This window comes from Zhongshania borealis, assembly GCF_039539625.1.
Lineage (GTDB): Bacteria > Pseudomonadota > Gammaproteobacteria > Pseudomonadales > Spongiibacteraceae > Spongiibacter > Spongiibacter borealis.
In genome coordinates, this window is the sequence record NZ_BAABDM010000001.1 from 866,594 (window position 1) to 881,742 (window position 15,149).

General features: G+C 50.5%; 15 protein-coding genes. 2 read left to right on the forward strand and 13 right to left on the reverse strand.

All coding sequences use genetic code 11. The features are described from left to right. Positions 1 to 20: 20 nt before the first annotated feature. The 5 genes from lpxK to ABD836_RS04125 all read right to left on the reverse strand — a co-directional run bounded on the left by lpxK (position 21) and on the right by ABD836_RS04125 (position 6,267). Positions 21 to 1,007, reverse strand: a complete 987-nt coding sequence (gene lpxK / locus ABD836_RS04105; protein WP_344932565.1) for a tetraacyldisaccharide 4'-kinase — start codon at positions 1,005 to 1,007, stop codon at positions 21 to 23. A gap of 6 nt (positions 1,008 to 1,013) precedes the next feature. Further along, on the reverse strand, positions 1,014 to 2,813 hold the full coding sequence (gene msbA, locus ABD836_RS04110; RefSeq protein WP_344932566.1) for a lipid A export permease/ATP-binding protein MsbA: 1,800 nt from the start codon (positions 2,811 to 2,813) through the stop codon (positions 1,014 to 1,016). A gap of 46 nt (positions 2,814 to 2,859) precedes the next feature. Beyond that, positions 2,860 to 3,285, reverse strand: coding sequence for an ExbD/TolR family protein (locus ABD836_RS04115; protein ID WP_344932568.1), 426 nt, complete (start codon positions 3,283 to 3,285; stop codon positions 2,860 to 2,862). Continuing rightward, a complete protein-coding gene (locus ABD836_RS04120) occupies positions 3,282 to 3,920 on the reverse strand; it encodes a MotA/TolQ/ExbB proton channel family protein (protein WP_344932569.1) in 639 nt (212 codons plus the stop codon). The genes ABD836_RS04115 and ABD836_RS04120 overlap by 4 nt, the downstream gene beginning before the upstream one ends. Before the next feature lie 64 nt (positions 3,921 to 3,984). After that, positions 3,985 to 6,267, reverse strand: coding sequence for a DNA internalization-related competence protein ComEC/Rec2 (locus ABD836_RS04125; RefSeq protein ID WP_344932571.1), 2,283 nt, complete (start codon positions 6,265 to 6,267; stop codon positions 3,985 to 3,987). Between the two features lie 105 nt (positions 6,268 to 6,372). Between ABD836_RS04125 and ABD836_RS04130 the strand changes: the two genes are divergently transcribed. Further along, positions 6,373 to 6,900, forward strand: coding sequence for a DUF2062 domain-containing protein (locus tag ABD836_RS04130; RefSeq protein ID WP_344932573.1), 528 nt, complete (start codon positions 6,373 to 6,375; stop codon positions 6,898 to 6,900). Positions 6,901 to 6,907: 7 nt separating this feature from the next. Here the strand turns inward: ABD836_RS04130 and ABD836_RS04135 are convergent, their stop codons facing one another. From ABD836_RS04135 to ABD836_RS04145, 3 genes are read right to left on the reverse strand one after another with little or no spacing between them, the layout of a single operon-like run. After that, positions 6,908 to 8,128, reverse strand: a complete 1,221-nt coding sequence (locus ABD836_RS04135) for a lipoprotein-releasing ABC transporter permease subunit (RefSeq protein WP_344932575.1) — start codon at positions 8,126 to 8,128, stop codon at positions 6,908 to 6,910. After that, positions 8,128 to 8,832 carry a lipoprotein-releasing ABC transporter ATP-binding protein LolD gene (lolD, locus tag ABD836_RS04140; protein ID WP_344932577.1) on the reverse strand — a complete coding sequence of 235 codons (705 nt, stop codon included), beginning with the start codon at positions 8,830 to 8,832 and terminating at the stop codon, positions 8,128 to 8,130. Before lolD ends, ABD836_RS04135 begins: the two co-directional genes overlap by 1 nt. 14 nt (positions 8,833 to 8,846) lie before the next feature. Then, positions 8,847 to 10,094, reverse strand: a complete 1,248-nt coding sequence (locus ABD836_RS04145) for a lipoprotein-releasing ABC transporter permease subunit (protein ID WP_344932579.1) — start codon at positions 10,092 to 10,094, stop codon at positions 8,847 to 8,849. A gap of 137 nt (positions 10,095 to 10,231) precedes the next feature. On the opposite strand from ABD836_RS04145, the gene ABD836_RS04150 reads away from it, so the two are divergent. Continuing rightward, on the forward strand, positions 10,232 to 11,353 hold the full coding sequence (locus ABD836_RS04150) for a 3-deoxy-7-phosphoheptulonate synthase (RefSeq protein WP_344932581.1): 1,122 nt from the start codon (positions 10,232 to 10,234) through the stop codon (positions 11,351 to 11,353). Positions 11,354 to 11,365: 12 nt separating this feature from the next. Here ABD836_RS04150 and nqrM read toward each other — a convergent pair whose 3' ends face one another. The 5 genes from nqrM to ABD836_RS04175 form a co-directional block, all read right to left on the reverse strand. Beyond that, positions 11,366 to 11,605 (reverse strand): (Na+)-NQR maturation NqrM, encoded by a 240-nt coding sequence (gene nqrM, locus ABD836_RS04155; protein ID WP_344932584.1) that lies wholly within the window; start codon positions 11,603 to 11,605, stop codon positions 11,366 to 11,368. A gap of 1 nt (position 11,606) precedes the next feature. Next, complete coding sequence (locus ABD836_RS04160) at positions 11,607 to 12,524, reverse strand: FAD:protein FMN transferase (RefSeq protein ID WP_344932587.1); 918 nt, start codon at positions 12,522 to 12,524, stop codon at positions 11,607 to 11,609. Positions 12,525 to 12,627: 103 nt separating this feature from the next. Next, positions 12,628 to 13,851, reverse strand: a complete 1,224-nt coding sequence (gene nqrF, locus ABD836_RS04165) for an NADH:ubiquinone reductase (Na(+)-transporting) subunit F (RefSeq protein WP_344932589.1) — start codon at positions 13,849 to 13,851, stop codon at positions 12,628 to 12,630. A gap of 23 nt (positions 13,852 to 13,874) precedes the next feature. Next, the gene (nqrE, locus tag ABD836_RS04170) at positions 13,875 to 14,483 is read right to left on the reverse strand and encodes an NADH:ubiquinone reductase (Na(+)-transporting) subunit E (RefSeq protein ID WP_159240261.1); all 609 of its coding nucleotides are present in this window, start codon (positions 14,481 to 14,483) and stop codon (positions 13,875 to 13,877) included. Next, positions 14,483 to 15,148, reverse strand: a complete 666-nt coding sequence (locus ABD836_RS04175; protein WP_344932593.1) for an NADH:ubiquinone reductase (Na(+)-transporting) subunit D — start codon at positions 15,146 to 15,148, stop codon at positions 14,483 to 14,485. The genes nqrE and ABD836_RS04175 overlap by 1 nt, the downstream gene beginning before the upstream one ends. Position 15,149: the final 1 nt, after the last annotated feature.

Genomic DNA, 15,149 nt, shown 5'->3' on the forward strand with positions numbered 1-15,149 from the left:
AGTGACAGCTGATGTAAATATTAGCGACTAAGTCCAATCTTAGCCAAGCGTGAAGTTAACTCGCTATAAAATTGTGGGGCGATCTCACCGTTCACCGGCAACATCCAATGTTGCTTATCAGCAAAGCTGCGACACTTAACGGCGTCCTTTTCGGTCATCAAAACCGGACAGGGTTCAGCGAAGTTGATATCGGCAGCAGTATAGGGATGATGATCAGGAAAGGCATGCTCAATAACATCAAAGCCAGCAAGCTGCAGACTTCGGAAAAAGCGCTGAGGGTTCCCGATCCCAGCGACAGCATGAACCCGACGCTGGTTCGACGGCCAGTGTATCAAGGGTCGCTGCTCGCCGTCGGCAATATTCACTGCGGCAAGCCCCTGCAAATCCATGGTATAACCGCTAATACTGCTATTGCCGCCGTTGATGACTTTAAGATCAATCTCGGCAGCACGGGAAACAGCTTCGCGCAATGGCCCAACGGGTAAGCAGTGCCCATTGCCAAAGCCACGCTCGCCGTCAACCACAAGGATTTCTATATCCCGCGCTAAGCGATAGTGCTGCAAGCCGTCGTCGCTAATGATGAGATCGCAACCTTGCTCCGCTACCAGTAATTTTGCCGCCGCCAGTCGATCTGGTGCAACGGCAAGTGGCAGTCCACTGCGCTGATACATTAAGTAGGGCTCATCTCCCGCTTCCACCGGCGTTGACTCAGCACTTAGCAGATAGGGATAGACTGGCGCTCGCCCACCGTAACCTCGACTCACAATACCCACTTTGTAACCACGGCTTTGACAGTACTGTGCTACGGCGAGAACCACTGGGGTTTTACCGCTGCCGCCGACCGATATATTACCGACGACAATCACCGGCGCACCGCAGCCTTGCGGGCGAATAAAGCGGCGGCGTAGGCCAGCAACTAAGCGGTAAAGGTACTCAACGGGAAGCAATAACAGCAAGCCCTTTGGCTTGCCATACCAGGCACGATTTAGGCTTTGCTCTAAGGCCACCTATATCTATTCCTCAAAGTTCTTGTGGTAAAGCTGAGCATAGCGTTGATTCAATGCCAACAATTCATCATGCGTACCCTGCTCTTTTACTTGGCCAGCCTCCATCACCACTATTTGATCTGCCATTTCAATGGTGCTCAAACGGTGGGCAATAACGATGGTGGTGCGGCCTTTCATAACCTCTTCCATGGCCTTTTGGATGTGACTTTCAGCACGATTATCCAGAGCCGATGTCGCCTCATCAAAAATCAAAATTGGCGCATTTTTCAAAAAGGCACGGGCAATAGCGAGGCGTTGACGCTGCCCGCCAGACAACATAACGCCATCCTCTCCAATCAGGGTATCCAAGCCCTCTGGCAATTGGTCGATAAACTCGCTGGCGTGGGCGGCTTCAATGGCGGCGCGCACCTGTTCGCGGCTGGAACCACTCATTTTCCCATAGGCAATATTGTTAAAAATAGTGTCGTTAAACAAGGTAACTTGTTGCGTGACAAGGGCCATTTTGTCGCGAAGATTGGCAAGGTTATAGTCGCGTACATCGACACCATCCAGCAGGATGTCACCTTGATCGTGTTCGTAAAACCGCGACAACAAACTCACCAAGGTTGACTTACCAGACCCCGACAAACCAACTAAAGCCAGTGACTTACCGGCCTCGACTTTTAAATTCACATCGCGCAATACTAAATCCGAGCCGCGCATATACGCGAAGTTTAGATTGCGAATTTCAATCTCACCACGCGTCGTTTCACTGCTATAAGTGCCGTCGTCTTTTTCCTGCTCTGCGTCGATGAAATCAAAAATATCTTCGGCAGCAGCCAAGCCTTTTTGGATAGTACTGCTAACGTCAGCTAACTGACGCATCGGCTTTGGCAAGAATAAGGCCGCCGACAAATAAGCCACAAAAGCACCCGGTGACATTTCACCGCCAAGTCCCAAGGCAATCCAGATCAAAACACCCGTGGCCAATACCACCGGAAACTGAATCACTGACGGGCTGATGGCATTGTAGTAAGCCATTTTTATATTCTGACTGCGATTGCGGCCGCTCGCCTCAACGAATCGCTCCGTTTCATAGGCCGCGCCATCATAGAGCCGAATTTCTCGGTAAGCGCCAATCGATTCGTTGGTAACTTGGTTTACATCGCCCATGGCGTTTTGAATATTTTTACTGAGCTTGCGAAACCGTTTGCCAACCCAGTAAACGGTCACCGCGATAATCGGTAACGCGAGGAAGAACACCATGGTGAGCTTCCAGTTGGTGTACAACAGGTAGGCAATGAGTCCGAGTGCAAAAGTGCCTTCACGCAACACAACTTTGGTGGCGTTAACTGCTGCGCCGGTAACTTGTTCGACATTAAAGGTGATTTTGGAAATCATCATGCCGGTAGAGTTTTGATCGAAATAGCTGCTGGGCATACGCAACATTTTATCGAACAACTCGCAGCGCAAATTGTGAACCAAGCTATGAGAAACAATGGAAATAAAGTAGTTACCGGCAAAGTAACCCATACCTCGGGTCACCCCGAGGATGATCATCATTAACACAATCCACAGTCTTGCATCAGTGAGTACAAAATCATCGCCGCCCAAGGCCCACATAAACTTTGCAGAGATGCCACCGTCACCCGGAACCATATTGCCGCCAATGTAATCGACTATCAGCTGCATCATATCGGCAAGTAAGACCTGCACCCCTGAAAAAACAGAAAAACCCAGCACACTCAATAAAAACATGACCCACATCGGCAATACGTATTTCAGTAAGCGCCCGTAGATAACGAGATCAGATTTGTTATTACTCATATTGCCGGATGTTCCTAGCGTTGACGGAAACAGAATTTAACATTGTTTATGGACGAGCTTTTTCAGGGTTTTGGGTGGTTAGACTCAGTTTAGCAAAACCCAGTCGACCCGCCGCATCCATTGCAGTGATCACGGATTGATGGGGGCTTTTGGCATCAGCGGTTATAATTACCGGCAGGTCAGTCTCCTGCCCCGCAATCTCTCGCATCGCCGCCATCAAACCTTCAACACTATGATCAAGAACTGACTTTTCATTCAGACGGTAGTGACCCTGCGCGTCGATAACCACTTCTAAACCTTTGGCGTCTTGAGGAGCGGCTTCGCCCTCCGCACTTGGTAATTCAAGATTCAGTCGGCTTTCTTTGGTAAAGGTTGTCGACACCATGAAAAAGATCAGCAACAGGAACACCACATCTATGAGCGGCGTTAGGTTTACACCAGTATCGTCCATGCGTTGACGCTTAAACTTCACGACTTTTTACCCGCCGCGCTGTCTTTTATCTGAACCTCGCCATGCATGGCATTGATCAATTTCATGGCGTCTTGCTCCATTCTCACCACGAGCTCGTCAATTCGGCGCAGAAAATAGCGATGCATAATCAATGCAGGGATTGCCACACACAGACCCGACGCTGTCGTAATTAACGCTTCAGAGATCCCACCCGCGAGAACACCGGCATTACCGCTGCCTTGCACCATGATTTCCGTAAACACTCGGATCATACCGATTACCGTCCCGAGCAGGCCTAACAAGGGCGCGACTGCGGCGATGGTGCCAAGGGCATTAAGATAGCGCTCCAGATCATGGATTATATGGGACGCGGTATCTTCAATGCTCTCCTTCATGATCTCACGACCAAACTTGGCATTGGCCAAGCCGGTAGCAAGAATTTGCGCCAACGGCGATCCACGACGCAATTCACGCAGTTTTTCAGCATCCAGTTGTTTGTTCTGTAACCAGCCCCACACTTGATTGAGCAAATTGCGCGGTGCAACCTTGTCGGGGTTCAGCTTTAGGAAACGCTCCACACAGATAGCGAGGGCGATAATAGAAGACAAAATAATCGGCAGCATTAACCAGCCGCCCGCTTTCACCAATTCCAGCACATCAGAATCCTACAATTTTTATGTGGGAGCATTATACGGAGTGAACGCCTCGGTAAGAAGTGAATCAGCCCTCGGATTTGAATTTGAGGCAAATTTCAAAGCCCGCAGGCTCCTCCCAGTAATAACGCCGCGCTCGCGCATAATTTATCTCACTAAGCTCGCCGCGTCTGAAACGGTATTGAATCGTGCCATGCAGGCCAGTATGCCAACATCGACTGCCCTGGCGCTCGTAACGCTGAAGGACCGAGCTAGCCGGGTGACCATAGGAATTAAGGCGAGCAGCTGGAAAAACCACCTCACTCGGCGAGACTGCCGCTATAAATTCTCGCGTTGACGAAGTCTTGCTACCGTGATGCGGCGCCAGCAATACTGTTGAATTTAATTTACTGGCCTGGGATTCGAGCAAATGCCGTTCGACCTCCGCTTCAATATCGCCGGTAAGTAGTATCGACGCCGCGCCCTCACCTACCTTGAGAACGCAAGACGCATTATTTCCGCTGCTATTGGGCAGTGACGTTGATAAAAACTCAAACGGTATGCCATCCCAAGTCCAGCTATCAGCCTGATGGCAGCGTTTCCCGATAAGGCTCAGCCGGGAGATCGGCTCGCCGACAAAGAGCTGCGTCGGGGTTATTTTTGCAATTAATGCCGGCGCCGCGCCGGCGTGATCTCGATCGCCATGACTAAGCACTAAGGTATCGAGTCGATCAATTCCATAAGTCGCTAAGGCTGGCAATACGACCGCGTCGGCCGAATTAAAGCCACTACTAAAATCAGGACCAACATCATAAAGCAAGGAGGTATTGCGCGTTTGGATTAACACAGCCACCCCCTGCCCAACGTCCAATACGGTCGCCCATAGATCTCCCTTAGCCGGACGGGGAACCGGGCAGTAAAACATGGCAAGCAGTGGAACGAATGCCAGCCACTTCGCTGGAATTCCGCGCGGTAAAAGTAAAATCACAACCGCTACTAGCGCTAGGCTAGCGGCAAGTACCGAGGGATGGAATTGAATGATTGCATGCCATTGTCCGGCAATGCCGAGTGCGGCTTGCAAACAAGTCAGCAAACTATCTGCAACGGCGAACAGCGAGTTCGCCATTCCAGGCCAGATCGGCAGTAAGAGTAAACCGCCAAACAAGCTTGGTAATATCAGCAAACCGACGAGAGGAATTGCCAGCAGATTGGCAGGAAAACTCGCCAAACTAAATCCAAGGCCCCACATACCCAAAACCGGGAGTAAACCGATTACAACAACCCACTGGGAATGGAGTAAACCACCCCCACCCCGCTGACGTCGTCCTTGAAAGGCCCACAGCAACACGCCTACCGCGGCGAAAGACAAATTGAAGCCTATTTGATGAGGCGCAAGCGGGTCGACGATCAGTACGACTAACATCGCCAAAAAATACGCTTGCCAAACTGATATATGCCGCCGCAAACCATAGGCAAGTAGGCCGATTGCGGCCATTACCAATGCTCGCTGCGTTGGTACTGTAAAGCCCGCCATCGCCGCGTAAATTACGCAAAACAGCATTGCCGTGAGGGGCCGCAACAGCAGTGCACGCGGAAAGAAAAATACCGCAACGCGCCCGAAGCCCCAGCCCCACAAAAGAATCATGCCAATATGCATACCGGAGATCGCCATTAAATGACTAGTGCCGGTTTGTTGAAACAGTTGCCACTGTGCTGAGCTTATATCACTGCGGTCGGCAAACAGCAGCGCTTTCATTATTGCGCCGTTGGGGTAGCGATCTAAATGCGCCCTAGGCGCTGCAATTAGCCGGTATCGGCTAATTTGCGCCGAAAACACATTGCTCGCTTCGCCTTTAGTCAGATTTTCTGAACGCCGAACATAGCCTGTTGCCGAGTAGCCCGATACAAATAACCAACGGCCGTAATCAAAAGCACCGGGTGATCGATAGCCATAAGGTCGTTTCAGGCGAAGCTGGGCTTGATACACATGACCGAGTACTGGCGGCTTTTCTTCGTACCAGTTTAAGCGCACACGACCCAGGGACTTTAAATCGGTGTCGGCGTCAAAGCGGTAATACGGCCGATATTCACCGCGCTGCTCCGGTGGCGTCAACACACGAAATTTAAGGCTAATATCCTTGCCTTCCAACGCGAGGGGCAGCAACTGGGCACTGCGCCACAGCCCATAGCTAGCGGCATATGCGCCAGCAAGCAGAAACGCCACCAAGGGCCAGCGCCATCGCACGGGCGATCGCACCGCAAGTAGCAAACCCACAATAAGAACAGTGCTGATTGTACTGGCCGTAGGCAAAACCGGTGTGAAGGCCACAGCGGTGATTGCCAAAATAGCCGTCGTCATCCATGACAACATGCTGGAGTACCCCGATAGTTCCGTGCATAATGGCGCCGCCCCGCGCGTTGATTACGCGGCTCGGGTAAATATTAACTGTCACACATGTGAACTAGAATTGAGCGGATGGCTCGTAAACTATTTAAACGTTGGCTACCGACTCCCGAAAAAATGCGCGAGCACCCCTCGGTCCGTATTTTCGGCAGTCTGTTACACGACCCCAACCTCTGGCATTTGAATCGCCGCTCCGTGAGCGTGGCGTTTTTCTTGGGCCTGTTTATTGCGTTTGTGCCAATTCCCACGCAAATGTTACTTGCAGCTCTCGCCGCCATCGTCTTCCGCGCAAATCTACCAATATCAGTTATGCTGGTTTGGATCACCAATCCCGTCACCATGCCGGCCATTTTTTACTTTACTTACAAAGTCGGTGCAACCGTAATGGGTGTACCACCGAACTCATTTCATTTTGAGCCAACCTGGGCATGGCTAGCGGAAGAATTCACGCATTTATGGCGCCCCTTACTCGTTGGCTGCTTCCTCACTGGCTTATTTTCAGGTTTAGTTGGCGCGGCAAGCATTCATATAATGTGGCGGATTCACGTAGTACGGCGCTGGCGAAAACGCCAAGAAAGCCGCCTAAGCAAAAAGCCTTAAATCCCAGCTAACTGGTCCGAAGCGCCTCAGCTGGCGCCATTCGCGAGGCCCGCCACGCTGGATAAATGGTCGCCAACAAACTCATTGCATACGCTAGGCCACACACAGCCAATACATCGGGAATTCGAATGTCGGCCGGCAAATAATTGATTGGATAAACATCGCTCTGCAATAATTTCAAACCCCAAAAGCCCTCAATAGCAGCAACTATATCGCCGATAAAAGCGGCTAGCACTACCCCGAGCACACCGCCAGCGATTGACCCAACTGCCCCGATTACCGCGCCATAGCTCAAGAAGACCCGCAATATATCGCCTTGACTAGCCCCTTGACTGCGCAAAATGCCGATATCAGCGCGTTTATCATTGACCACCATTACCAGCGTGGATACAACATTAAACACGGCCACACCGACCACAGCTAAAAGCATAATAACAACCAATTTCCGCGACATCTGAATGGCGTGATACATATTGCCAAACTGTTGACTCCAGTCTTTGAGCATAAACTCACGGCCATGTACCGACGCTAGTTCCCACGCGATTTGTGGTGCGGCGAAAACATCCGTTACGGATACGCGCAGCGACACTGGCGGCGGTTCGGAAAAGAGTTTCTGTGCTTGAGCAATATGCATCAACACCATTTGCTGATCGAGTTCGGTACCCGTCGCAACGAGTGCTGCGACTGTCATTTGCACAAAGCGAACATTCTGACTGCCAGCAGATTGCGGCACACCCAAGGTAATCCGTTCGCCCTGCTCCACACCCAGTCGCTCAGCGAGTGCCTTACCCAAAATCACGTTTTTGCTATCGTCGGCCAAAACGCTCAAATCAACATAGTCTTCGATCGTCGACACATTTGCTTCAGCAAGTGGCTCAACACCATAAAACAAGCCAGGCTCAACCAAACCGCCCTTTATTAACATGGCACTACCCTGCACAAACGGGGCTGTCGCCACAACTTCCGGATGGCGCTCGACATCGGTTTGTAAGGCCTGCCAATCACTTACTTCAATCGCCCAGGGCTGCATTGTAATATGCGGCACCAGCGCAAGAATGCGACTACGCATTTCCCGATCAAAGCCGTTCATAACAGATAGAACCGTTACCAGCAGCGCAACTCCCAACACTAGACCCAGCATTGACAAGCGCGACAAAAAAGACACCAGCTGACTACCGGAGCGGCCGGAGCTATAACGCAAGCCAATAAACACGGGGAGTGAACGCATCAGGCTGCCGACTCACTTAGCTGCCCGTCAGACAGGCTTAATATGCGGTCCATGCGATGAGCTAAGCGCATATCATGAGTGACAATCACGAGACTAATTTGCAGTTCACTGTTTAATTCAAGGAGCAGCGCCTGCACCGATTCCGCAGTGTCACCATCCAAATTTCCGGTAGGCTCGTCAAGCAGAACACAGGCCGGACTATTGGCTAACGCCCGCGCAATAGCGACCCGTTGACGCTCACCGCCAGACAACTGTGCTGGCCGATGCTGTAAGCGGTGGCCCAAACCGACCCGCTCCAATAATTCGCTACTTCGCGCAAACGCTACCGCACGTTTTTCGCCTGCAATTAGGAGTGGCATTGCCGCATTCTCGAGCGCCGAAAACTCTGCGAGCAAATGGTGGAACTGATATACAAAGCCCAATTCGCGGTTACGTAGGCGACTACGATCACGGTCATTCATTTTGGCGATGTCTTTACCGCTCACTAAAACGCTGCCCTGCGACGGTGTATCGAGGCCGCCAAGCATATGCAGTAAGGTGGTTTTACCCGCACCAGATGGCCCAACAATAGCTATACGCTCGCCACGGCCAATATTGAGGTTAATATCATTCAAGATATTGAGCTGTTCGGGGCCCTGCACAAAAAACTTATGTAAATCGCGGCAGGCAAGAACTGAATTTGCCGGGGCGCTGGAACTAGACATAAACACCGCACTCTTTATTCATAACGCAAGGCCTCTGCCGGTTGGACGCGCGAAGCCTGCCAAGCCGGATACAGCGTTGCCAGTAAGCTAAGCAATAAAGCGAAACTACTAACAATAACCACATCTGACCACAGTAAATGGGAAGGAAGATGAGTAATAAAATAAACCTGAGGGTTAAACAATTGCATGCCACTTAATTGCTCGATAAACGCCACTACATCGCCCACATGCTGAGCCAAAGGCACGCCAATTAACAAACCTAAGCCGAGGCCAATTAAACCAGTTGCCATTCCATAGACGATAAAAATCGCCATAATCGATCCCGGCGTGCTCCCCATCGTCCGCAACACCGCAATCGAACCTCTTTTTGCCGACACCGCCATACTTAGAATAGAAACTATATTGAACGCCGCAATAAGCACGATAAAGAGCAGCAATAAGCGCACCATTTGCTTTTCCATTTTTACCGCTTGAAACAAGCTACCCTGACTATCACTCCAGCTTACTGGCACACTGCCCTGCGGAAGTTGTGCAGCGAGCATCGGCAATAATTGCGGCGCGGCGAACATGTCGGTCAGCTGTAAACGCAGACCCTCAACATCATCACCGAGTTGATACAGCCGCTGAGCATCGCCGATATGGATAAACGCACTGCTGCCGTCTAGCTGAGCGCCCGCACTAAAGACACCACTGACGGTAAATTCTTTTTCTCTGGGGAATAGGCCAAAGGGAGTAACAGTCACTTTAGGCAGAATTACTGTTACGCCATCACCGATGTTTACGCCGAGCTGACGAGCAAGAATATCGCCAATAATAATTTGATATTGGCCGGGGTCGCCGGAGAGATACTCGCCGGCAATCATGTGTTCACTGACCGCAGATACCGCACGCTCCTGTTCGGGATTAATACCGTACAGCGACACACCGCGCAGACGCTTAAACACCGCCAACATCGCCTTACCCCCCACATAGGGAGCAACACCGCTTACCTGGGGGTTATCTGCCAAGGTATTGGCGTAATTCTGCCAATTCGCCAAACGCCGCTGAGGGCCTTCAATGTATCCATGCGGAACAACGGACAACACCCGCTGCTGTAGTTCGCGCTCAAAGCCGTTCATTACCGACATCACCACGATCAAAGAAACGACCCCAATGAGCATACCGAGCAATGAAAACCAAGATACCAGCGACAGAAATCGATCATTGCCAGACGCGCGGCGAAAGTACCGGATACCAATGCGTAAATATAAAGGTACAGCCATAGGACGCCAATCGAATTCCAAGTCGTAAATCAGCGCCTATACTATCATTGCAAAGCGCGATAATGAGAAAAGATATTCCAGCTAATTATCGCTTTTATCGGGGTTCAAACCGATACAAGCTGCTTTAGGAGATTTTAATGCTGCTCATACTGCACCCCAATACGCAGGAGTCCGATCCTGCCTTTAAAAAAACCATGACCCACCTCCAGCAACTATCCGGCGTCACGATCAAACAGCATGAAGTGCGCGGCCAACTACAAAGTCTGAGAGAGATCTATTTACTTGGCGACACCTACGCACTCGACCTCGAGGAAATCGAAAGCCTCCCCGCGGTAGAAAAGGTTATTCGGATTTCAGACGAATACCGCATCCTCGGCCGCCATAAAGATCAACAGCGGCGCAGTGGTTTTCATTATCAGGGATTGGCCTTTGACCAAGATTCGCTCAATATTTTCGCCGGGCTTTGCGCAGTCGATAACCCAAAGCACGTCGAAGAAATGTTGCGCGCATTAAAAGCGAATGGTCTAAGTTGCACTCGCATGGGGGCCTACAAGCCGCGCACCAACCCCTACGCATTCCAAGGACACGGCAAGGACTGCCTGCCCTGGGTATTTGATCTGGCCGGTAAATACGACATTAAAGTCATCGCTATGGAAGTCACCCACGAAAGCCATATGCAAGAAATTGATCGAGCCCTCGCCGAAGCGGGTCGCCCCTGTGGCGTCATCATGCAAATTGGCACCCGCAATACTCAAAATTTCGAATTACTCAAGGCGATAGGTAAGCAAAACGAATACCCTGCGCTATTAAAACGGGGCTTTGGTATTACTTTAAATGAATCGTTAAACGCAGCGGAATATCTTGCGAGCGAAGGGAATAGCCAGGTTATTTTTTGTCTGCGCGGCATGAAAAGCGAGTTTGGCGCCCCCCACCGCAATATGGTGGACTTTGCCCAAGTACCGACCGTAAAACGATTAACTAGAATGCCAGTATGTATTGACCCTTCACACTCGGTGGGCAGTCGTGACGTTGCTCCCGATGGCGTTTTGGAGCTCTGCCACGCCACCGCTCAAGGTGTTTTAGCAGGCGCGAACATGGTTTTGGTCGACTTCCACCCAGCGCCAACAAAAGCCTTAGTCGACGGGCCCCAAGCACTAACACTTAACGAGCTGGAGCCATTTTTGAAGGATATGGAAATTGCGAAAAAGGCGTATTTAGAGCGAGTTAAGGTTTGGCAAAGCGCTGCGTCGGACGACTGACGTTCGGCGAATTCAGCTCGCGTCGTAAAACTTAGTGCTCGATTTATTGCGCGCTGCGGCAGCCGCGTCGTTCTCCTCAGTGCATTTCTTAGGGTCATTGCCACACAGATCGCAGACATAATTAGGATCACTAAGCGCTGCGCCAACACCGCCACAGGAGCCTGCGATGGGTTTACGTCCCATCAGCACACCAATCGACATGGCGCCAACAATCAATAACATCACAACAAACGCAGCAAATACGGTGGCCATTTTAATTCTCCTGTTCCAAATAAGGGGCAAATGCGGAACTGTAGCGGCGGACAAAGCCCGCCTCACCCTTTTCGATAATATAAACGGGTATTTGTAATTGCTCCGCTAATTTAAGCGTCTTATCGCCACCCATTACGGAGAACGCCGTCGCCATCGCGTCGGCAAAACCACAAGACGCGTCGAGTACCGTTACTGACGCCAAATTATGGGTAATCGGTCGACCGCTAGTGGGGTCAATCGTATGAGAATAGCGAACGCCCTCTTCCTCAAAGTAATTACGATAATCACCCGATGTCGCCACGCCAATATTCCCTAAGCGTATTGGTATGGTATCAGAATTAGCCACGTCGGGGTTTTCCACCCCTATTCGCCACTGATCGCCCCGCGGACTTAAGCCGGCAACGCGCATTTCACCGCCAATTTCAACCAAATAGTCTTTAGTGCCTAGGGACTCTAACCACAGCGCAACGACGTCAACGCCGTAACCCTTGGCGATTGCTGACAAATCAATACGTAAATCTTTGCGTTTAAGTACTTTCTTGTCGAGCAAGTCTAACTCAATTTGGTCGAAACCTACTCGCGCTAAGGCCTCAGCAACCGCGGCGTCACTGGGTTTCCCATCATGTTTGGCGGGGCCAAATCCCCATAAATCAACCAAGGGTGCGACCGTAATGTCAAATGCGCCATTGCTCAGCCAGCTCACCTCTGTGGCCAACACCATAATGTCGAACAACATCGGCATCACCGGATGCCCTTCGCCAACTGGCGCTTTATTCAGCCGATTTAATTCAGAGTCAGGGATATACGTAGACGCAAGTTGATTAAACGCTTGCAAGCGTTGATCTAAGGCTTCTTTGAGCGCAACTTCCGTCCACTCCTCGCCCGGCTGACGCAGCGTAATATGGTAGGAAGTACCCATAGTACTGCCACTAATTTGCAAATAGGGCGAAGGGGCACTCGAGCAGGCCGCCAGAAACAATAAAAGCAGCGCGAAGGCTGCTTTTATTGTGTTGCGCGGTAAATTACCCACCAAAGTCATCGAGCAGAATATTGTCTTGTTCAACACCAAGGTCTTCCAACATTTTAATAACAGCCGAGTTCATCATCGGCGGCCCACACATATAGTATTCGCAATCTTCTGGCGCTTCGTGGTCCTTCAGGTAGTTTTCAAACAACACCTGATGAATAAAGCCAGTCATACCAGTCCAATTATCTTCGGGCTGCGGATCAGACAGCGCTAAGTGCCACTCAAAGTTCTCATTCTCAGCGGCCAGCTTATCGTACTCTTCCGTATAGAAAGCTTCACGCATAGAGCGGGCGCCGTACCAGAAGCTAATTTTACGCTTGGTTTTTAAGCGCATCAGCTGATCAAAGATATGAGAGCGCATTGGCGCCATACCCGCACCGCCGCCAACAAAGACCATCTCGGCCTCGGTTTCTTTAGCAAAGAACTCACCAAAGGGACCAGATACTTTAACCTTATCACCGGGCTTAAGGCTAAACACCCAAGATGACATCTGTCCAGGCGTTAAGGCTAGGTTATTCGGTGGCGGTGTTGCTGCGCGAATATTGAACTTAACAATGCCACGCTCTTCAGGATAGTTGGCCATGGAATAGGCACGAATAACGGTCTCTTCCACGATGGACTCAACATTCAAGAAGCCAAATCGCTCCCAGTCGCCTTTATATTCCGCAGGAATATCAAAGTCTGAGTACTTAACATGGTGTGGCGGACATTCGAGCTGCACGTAACCACCAGCACGGAAGTTAACGTTTTCGCCCTCAGGCAGCTTCAAGGTCAGCTCTTTAATGAAGGTCGCCACGTTGGGATTGGACTCAACGGTACATTCCCACTGCTTAACACCGAAAACTTCTTCAGGAACTTCAATCTTCATGTCCTGTTTGACCGGAGTCTGACAGGACAAACGCCAGCCTTCACGGGCTTCGCGGGGGCTAAAATGCGCTTCTTCAGTGGCCAGCATCGAGCCGCCGCCATCGCTAACGATACACTTACATTGGGCGCAGCTACCGCCACCACCGCAGGCCGACGCTAAAAACACGCCCTGCCCAGATAACGTGTTTAATAATTTGTCGCCTGCCGGCACGGTAATGGTTTTTTCGCCATTGATCTCGATGGTGACATTGCCGCTGCTCACAAGACGCGAGCGCGCGAACAAAATAACGCACACCAGCGACAATACAATCGCGGTAAACATGGCCACACCGAGAATAACTACTGTATTCATTAAATCCTCTCCAGTCTTCTCGGTTAGAGATCAATACCGCCGAAGGACATAAAGCCCAACGACATTAAGCCAACAGTAATGAAGGTAATACCCAGACCGCGAAGGCCCTCAGGAACATCACTGTATTTTAGTTTTTCACGGATACCTGCCAAAGCAACTATCGCTAGCGCCCAGCCAGTACCAGCGCCTGCACCGTAGACTACCGAATCAGCAAAGCCGTAGTCGCGCTCAACCATGAATAGCGAGCCGCCCATAATTGCACAATTAACCGTGATCAGAGGTAGGAATACGCCCAGCGCGTTGTAGAGCGCCGGTACATATTTATCTAGGACCATTTCCATGATTTGCACTATCGCAGCGATAACACCGATATAGCTCAGCAAGCCAAGAAAACTCAGATCAACGTCGGGATAACCGGCCCAAGCCAGTGCGCCCTCACGCAGTAAATGGTTGTAAATTAGGCTATTGACAGGAACTGTCAACGCCATTACGACGATTACCGCAATACCCAAACCGATAGCGGCCTGAATTTTCTTGGAAATCGCTAAAAAAGTACACATGCCTAAGAAAAAGGCCAGCGCCATGTTTTCAATGAACACCGAGCGCACAAATAGGCTTATATAATGTTCCATTAAAAAGCCTCCTTAACGCTGCGAGTGTTTTTAGTGATTTTGAATTCTTCCTTCTCTACCTGTTCTGGTTTAGCCGAGCGCAAGACCCAGATAAAAATACCAATCAGGAAGAACGCACTTGGTGGTAATAACAACAAACCATTTGGCACATACCAGCCACCGTCAGTGATCAGAGGCAACACTTCAAAACCGAGTAATTTACCGGAGCCAAATAGCTCGCGAACCACAGCGACACAGATAAGTACCACGCTGTAACCCAAACCGTTGCCAAGACCATCGACAAAACTCGCCAATGGCGGATTTTTCATCGCAAAACCTTCAGCGCGTCCCATTACGATACAGTTGGTAATAATCAAACCAACAAATACCGACAGCTGCTTACTGATGGCGAAGGCGTAGGCTTTTAATAGCTGGTCCACCACAATAACCAGCGAGGCAATAATCACCATTTGTACGATAATACGTATACTGCTTGGAATCTGATTGCGGATCAGCGATACCGCAAAGCTAGAGCAGGCCGTCACCAAGGTTACAGAAACACACATTACCAGCGTTACTTTAAGACTGGAGGTTACCGCTAGGGCCGAGCAGATACCGAGTATCTGCAAAGCAATAGGGTTATTCTGTAAAATTGGCTTGCTTAGGGCTTCTTTCATTGTCGACATA

Excerpts from the sequence above, each read along its gene's own strand:
- msbA (WP_344932566.1), bottom strand. The coding sequence starts at position 2,813 with ATGAGTAATAACAAATCTGATCTCGTTATCTACGGGCGCTTACTGAAA.
- ABD836_RS04125 (WP_344932571.1), bottom strand. The coding sequence starts at position 6,267 with ATGTTGTCATGGATGACGACGGCTATTTTGGCAATCACCGCTGTGGCC.
- ABD836_RS04130 (WP_344932573.1), top strand. The coding sequence starts at position 6,373 with ATGGCTCGTAAACTATTTAAACGTTGGCTACCGACTCCCGAAAAAATG.
- ABD836_RS04135 (WP_344932575.1), bottom strand. The coding sequence starts at position 8,128 with ATGCGTTCACTCCCCGTGTTTATTGGCTTGCGTTATAGCTCCGGCCGC.
- lolD (WP_344932577.1), bottom strand. The coding sequence starts at position 8,832 with ATGTCTAGTTCCAGCGCCCCGGCAAATTCAGTTCTTGCCTGCCGCGAT.
- ABD836_RS04145 (WP_344932579.1), bottom strand. The coding sequence starts at position 10,094 with ATGGCTGTACCTTTATATTTACGCATTGGTATCCGGTACTTTCGCCGC.
- ABD836_RS04150 (WP_344932581.1), top strand. The coding sequence starts at position 10,232 with ATGCTGCTCATACTGCACCCCAATACGCAGGAGTCCGATCCTGCCTTT.
- nqrM (WP_344932584.1), bottom strand. The coding sequence starts at position 11,605 with ATGGCCACCGTATTTGCTGCGTTTGTTGTGATGTTATTGATTGTTGGC.
- ABD836_RS04160 (WP_344932587.1), bottom strand. The coding sequence starts at position 12,524 with ATGGGTACTTCCTACCATATTACGCTGCGTCAGCCGGGCGAGGAGTGG.
- nqrF (WP_344932589.1), bottom strand. The coding sequence starts at position 13,851 with ATGAATACAGTAGTTATTCTCGGTGTGGCCATGTTTACCGCGATTGTA.
- nqrE (WP_159240261.1), bottom strand. The coding sequence starts at position 14,483 with ATGGAACATTATATAAGCCTATTTGTGCGCTCGGTGTTCATTGAAAAC.
- ABD836_RS04175 (WP_344932593.1), bottom strand. The coding sequence starts at position 15,148 with ATGTCGACAATGAAAGAAGCCCTAAGCAAGCCAATTTTACAGAATAAC.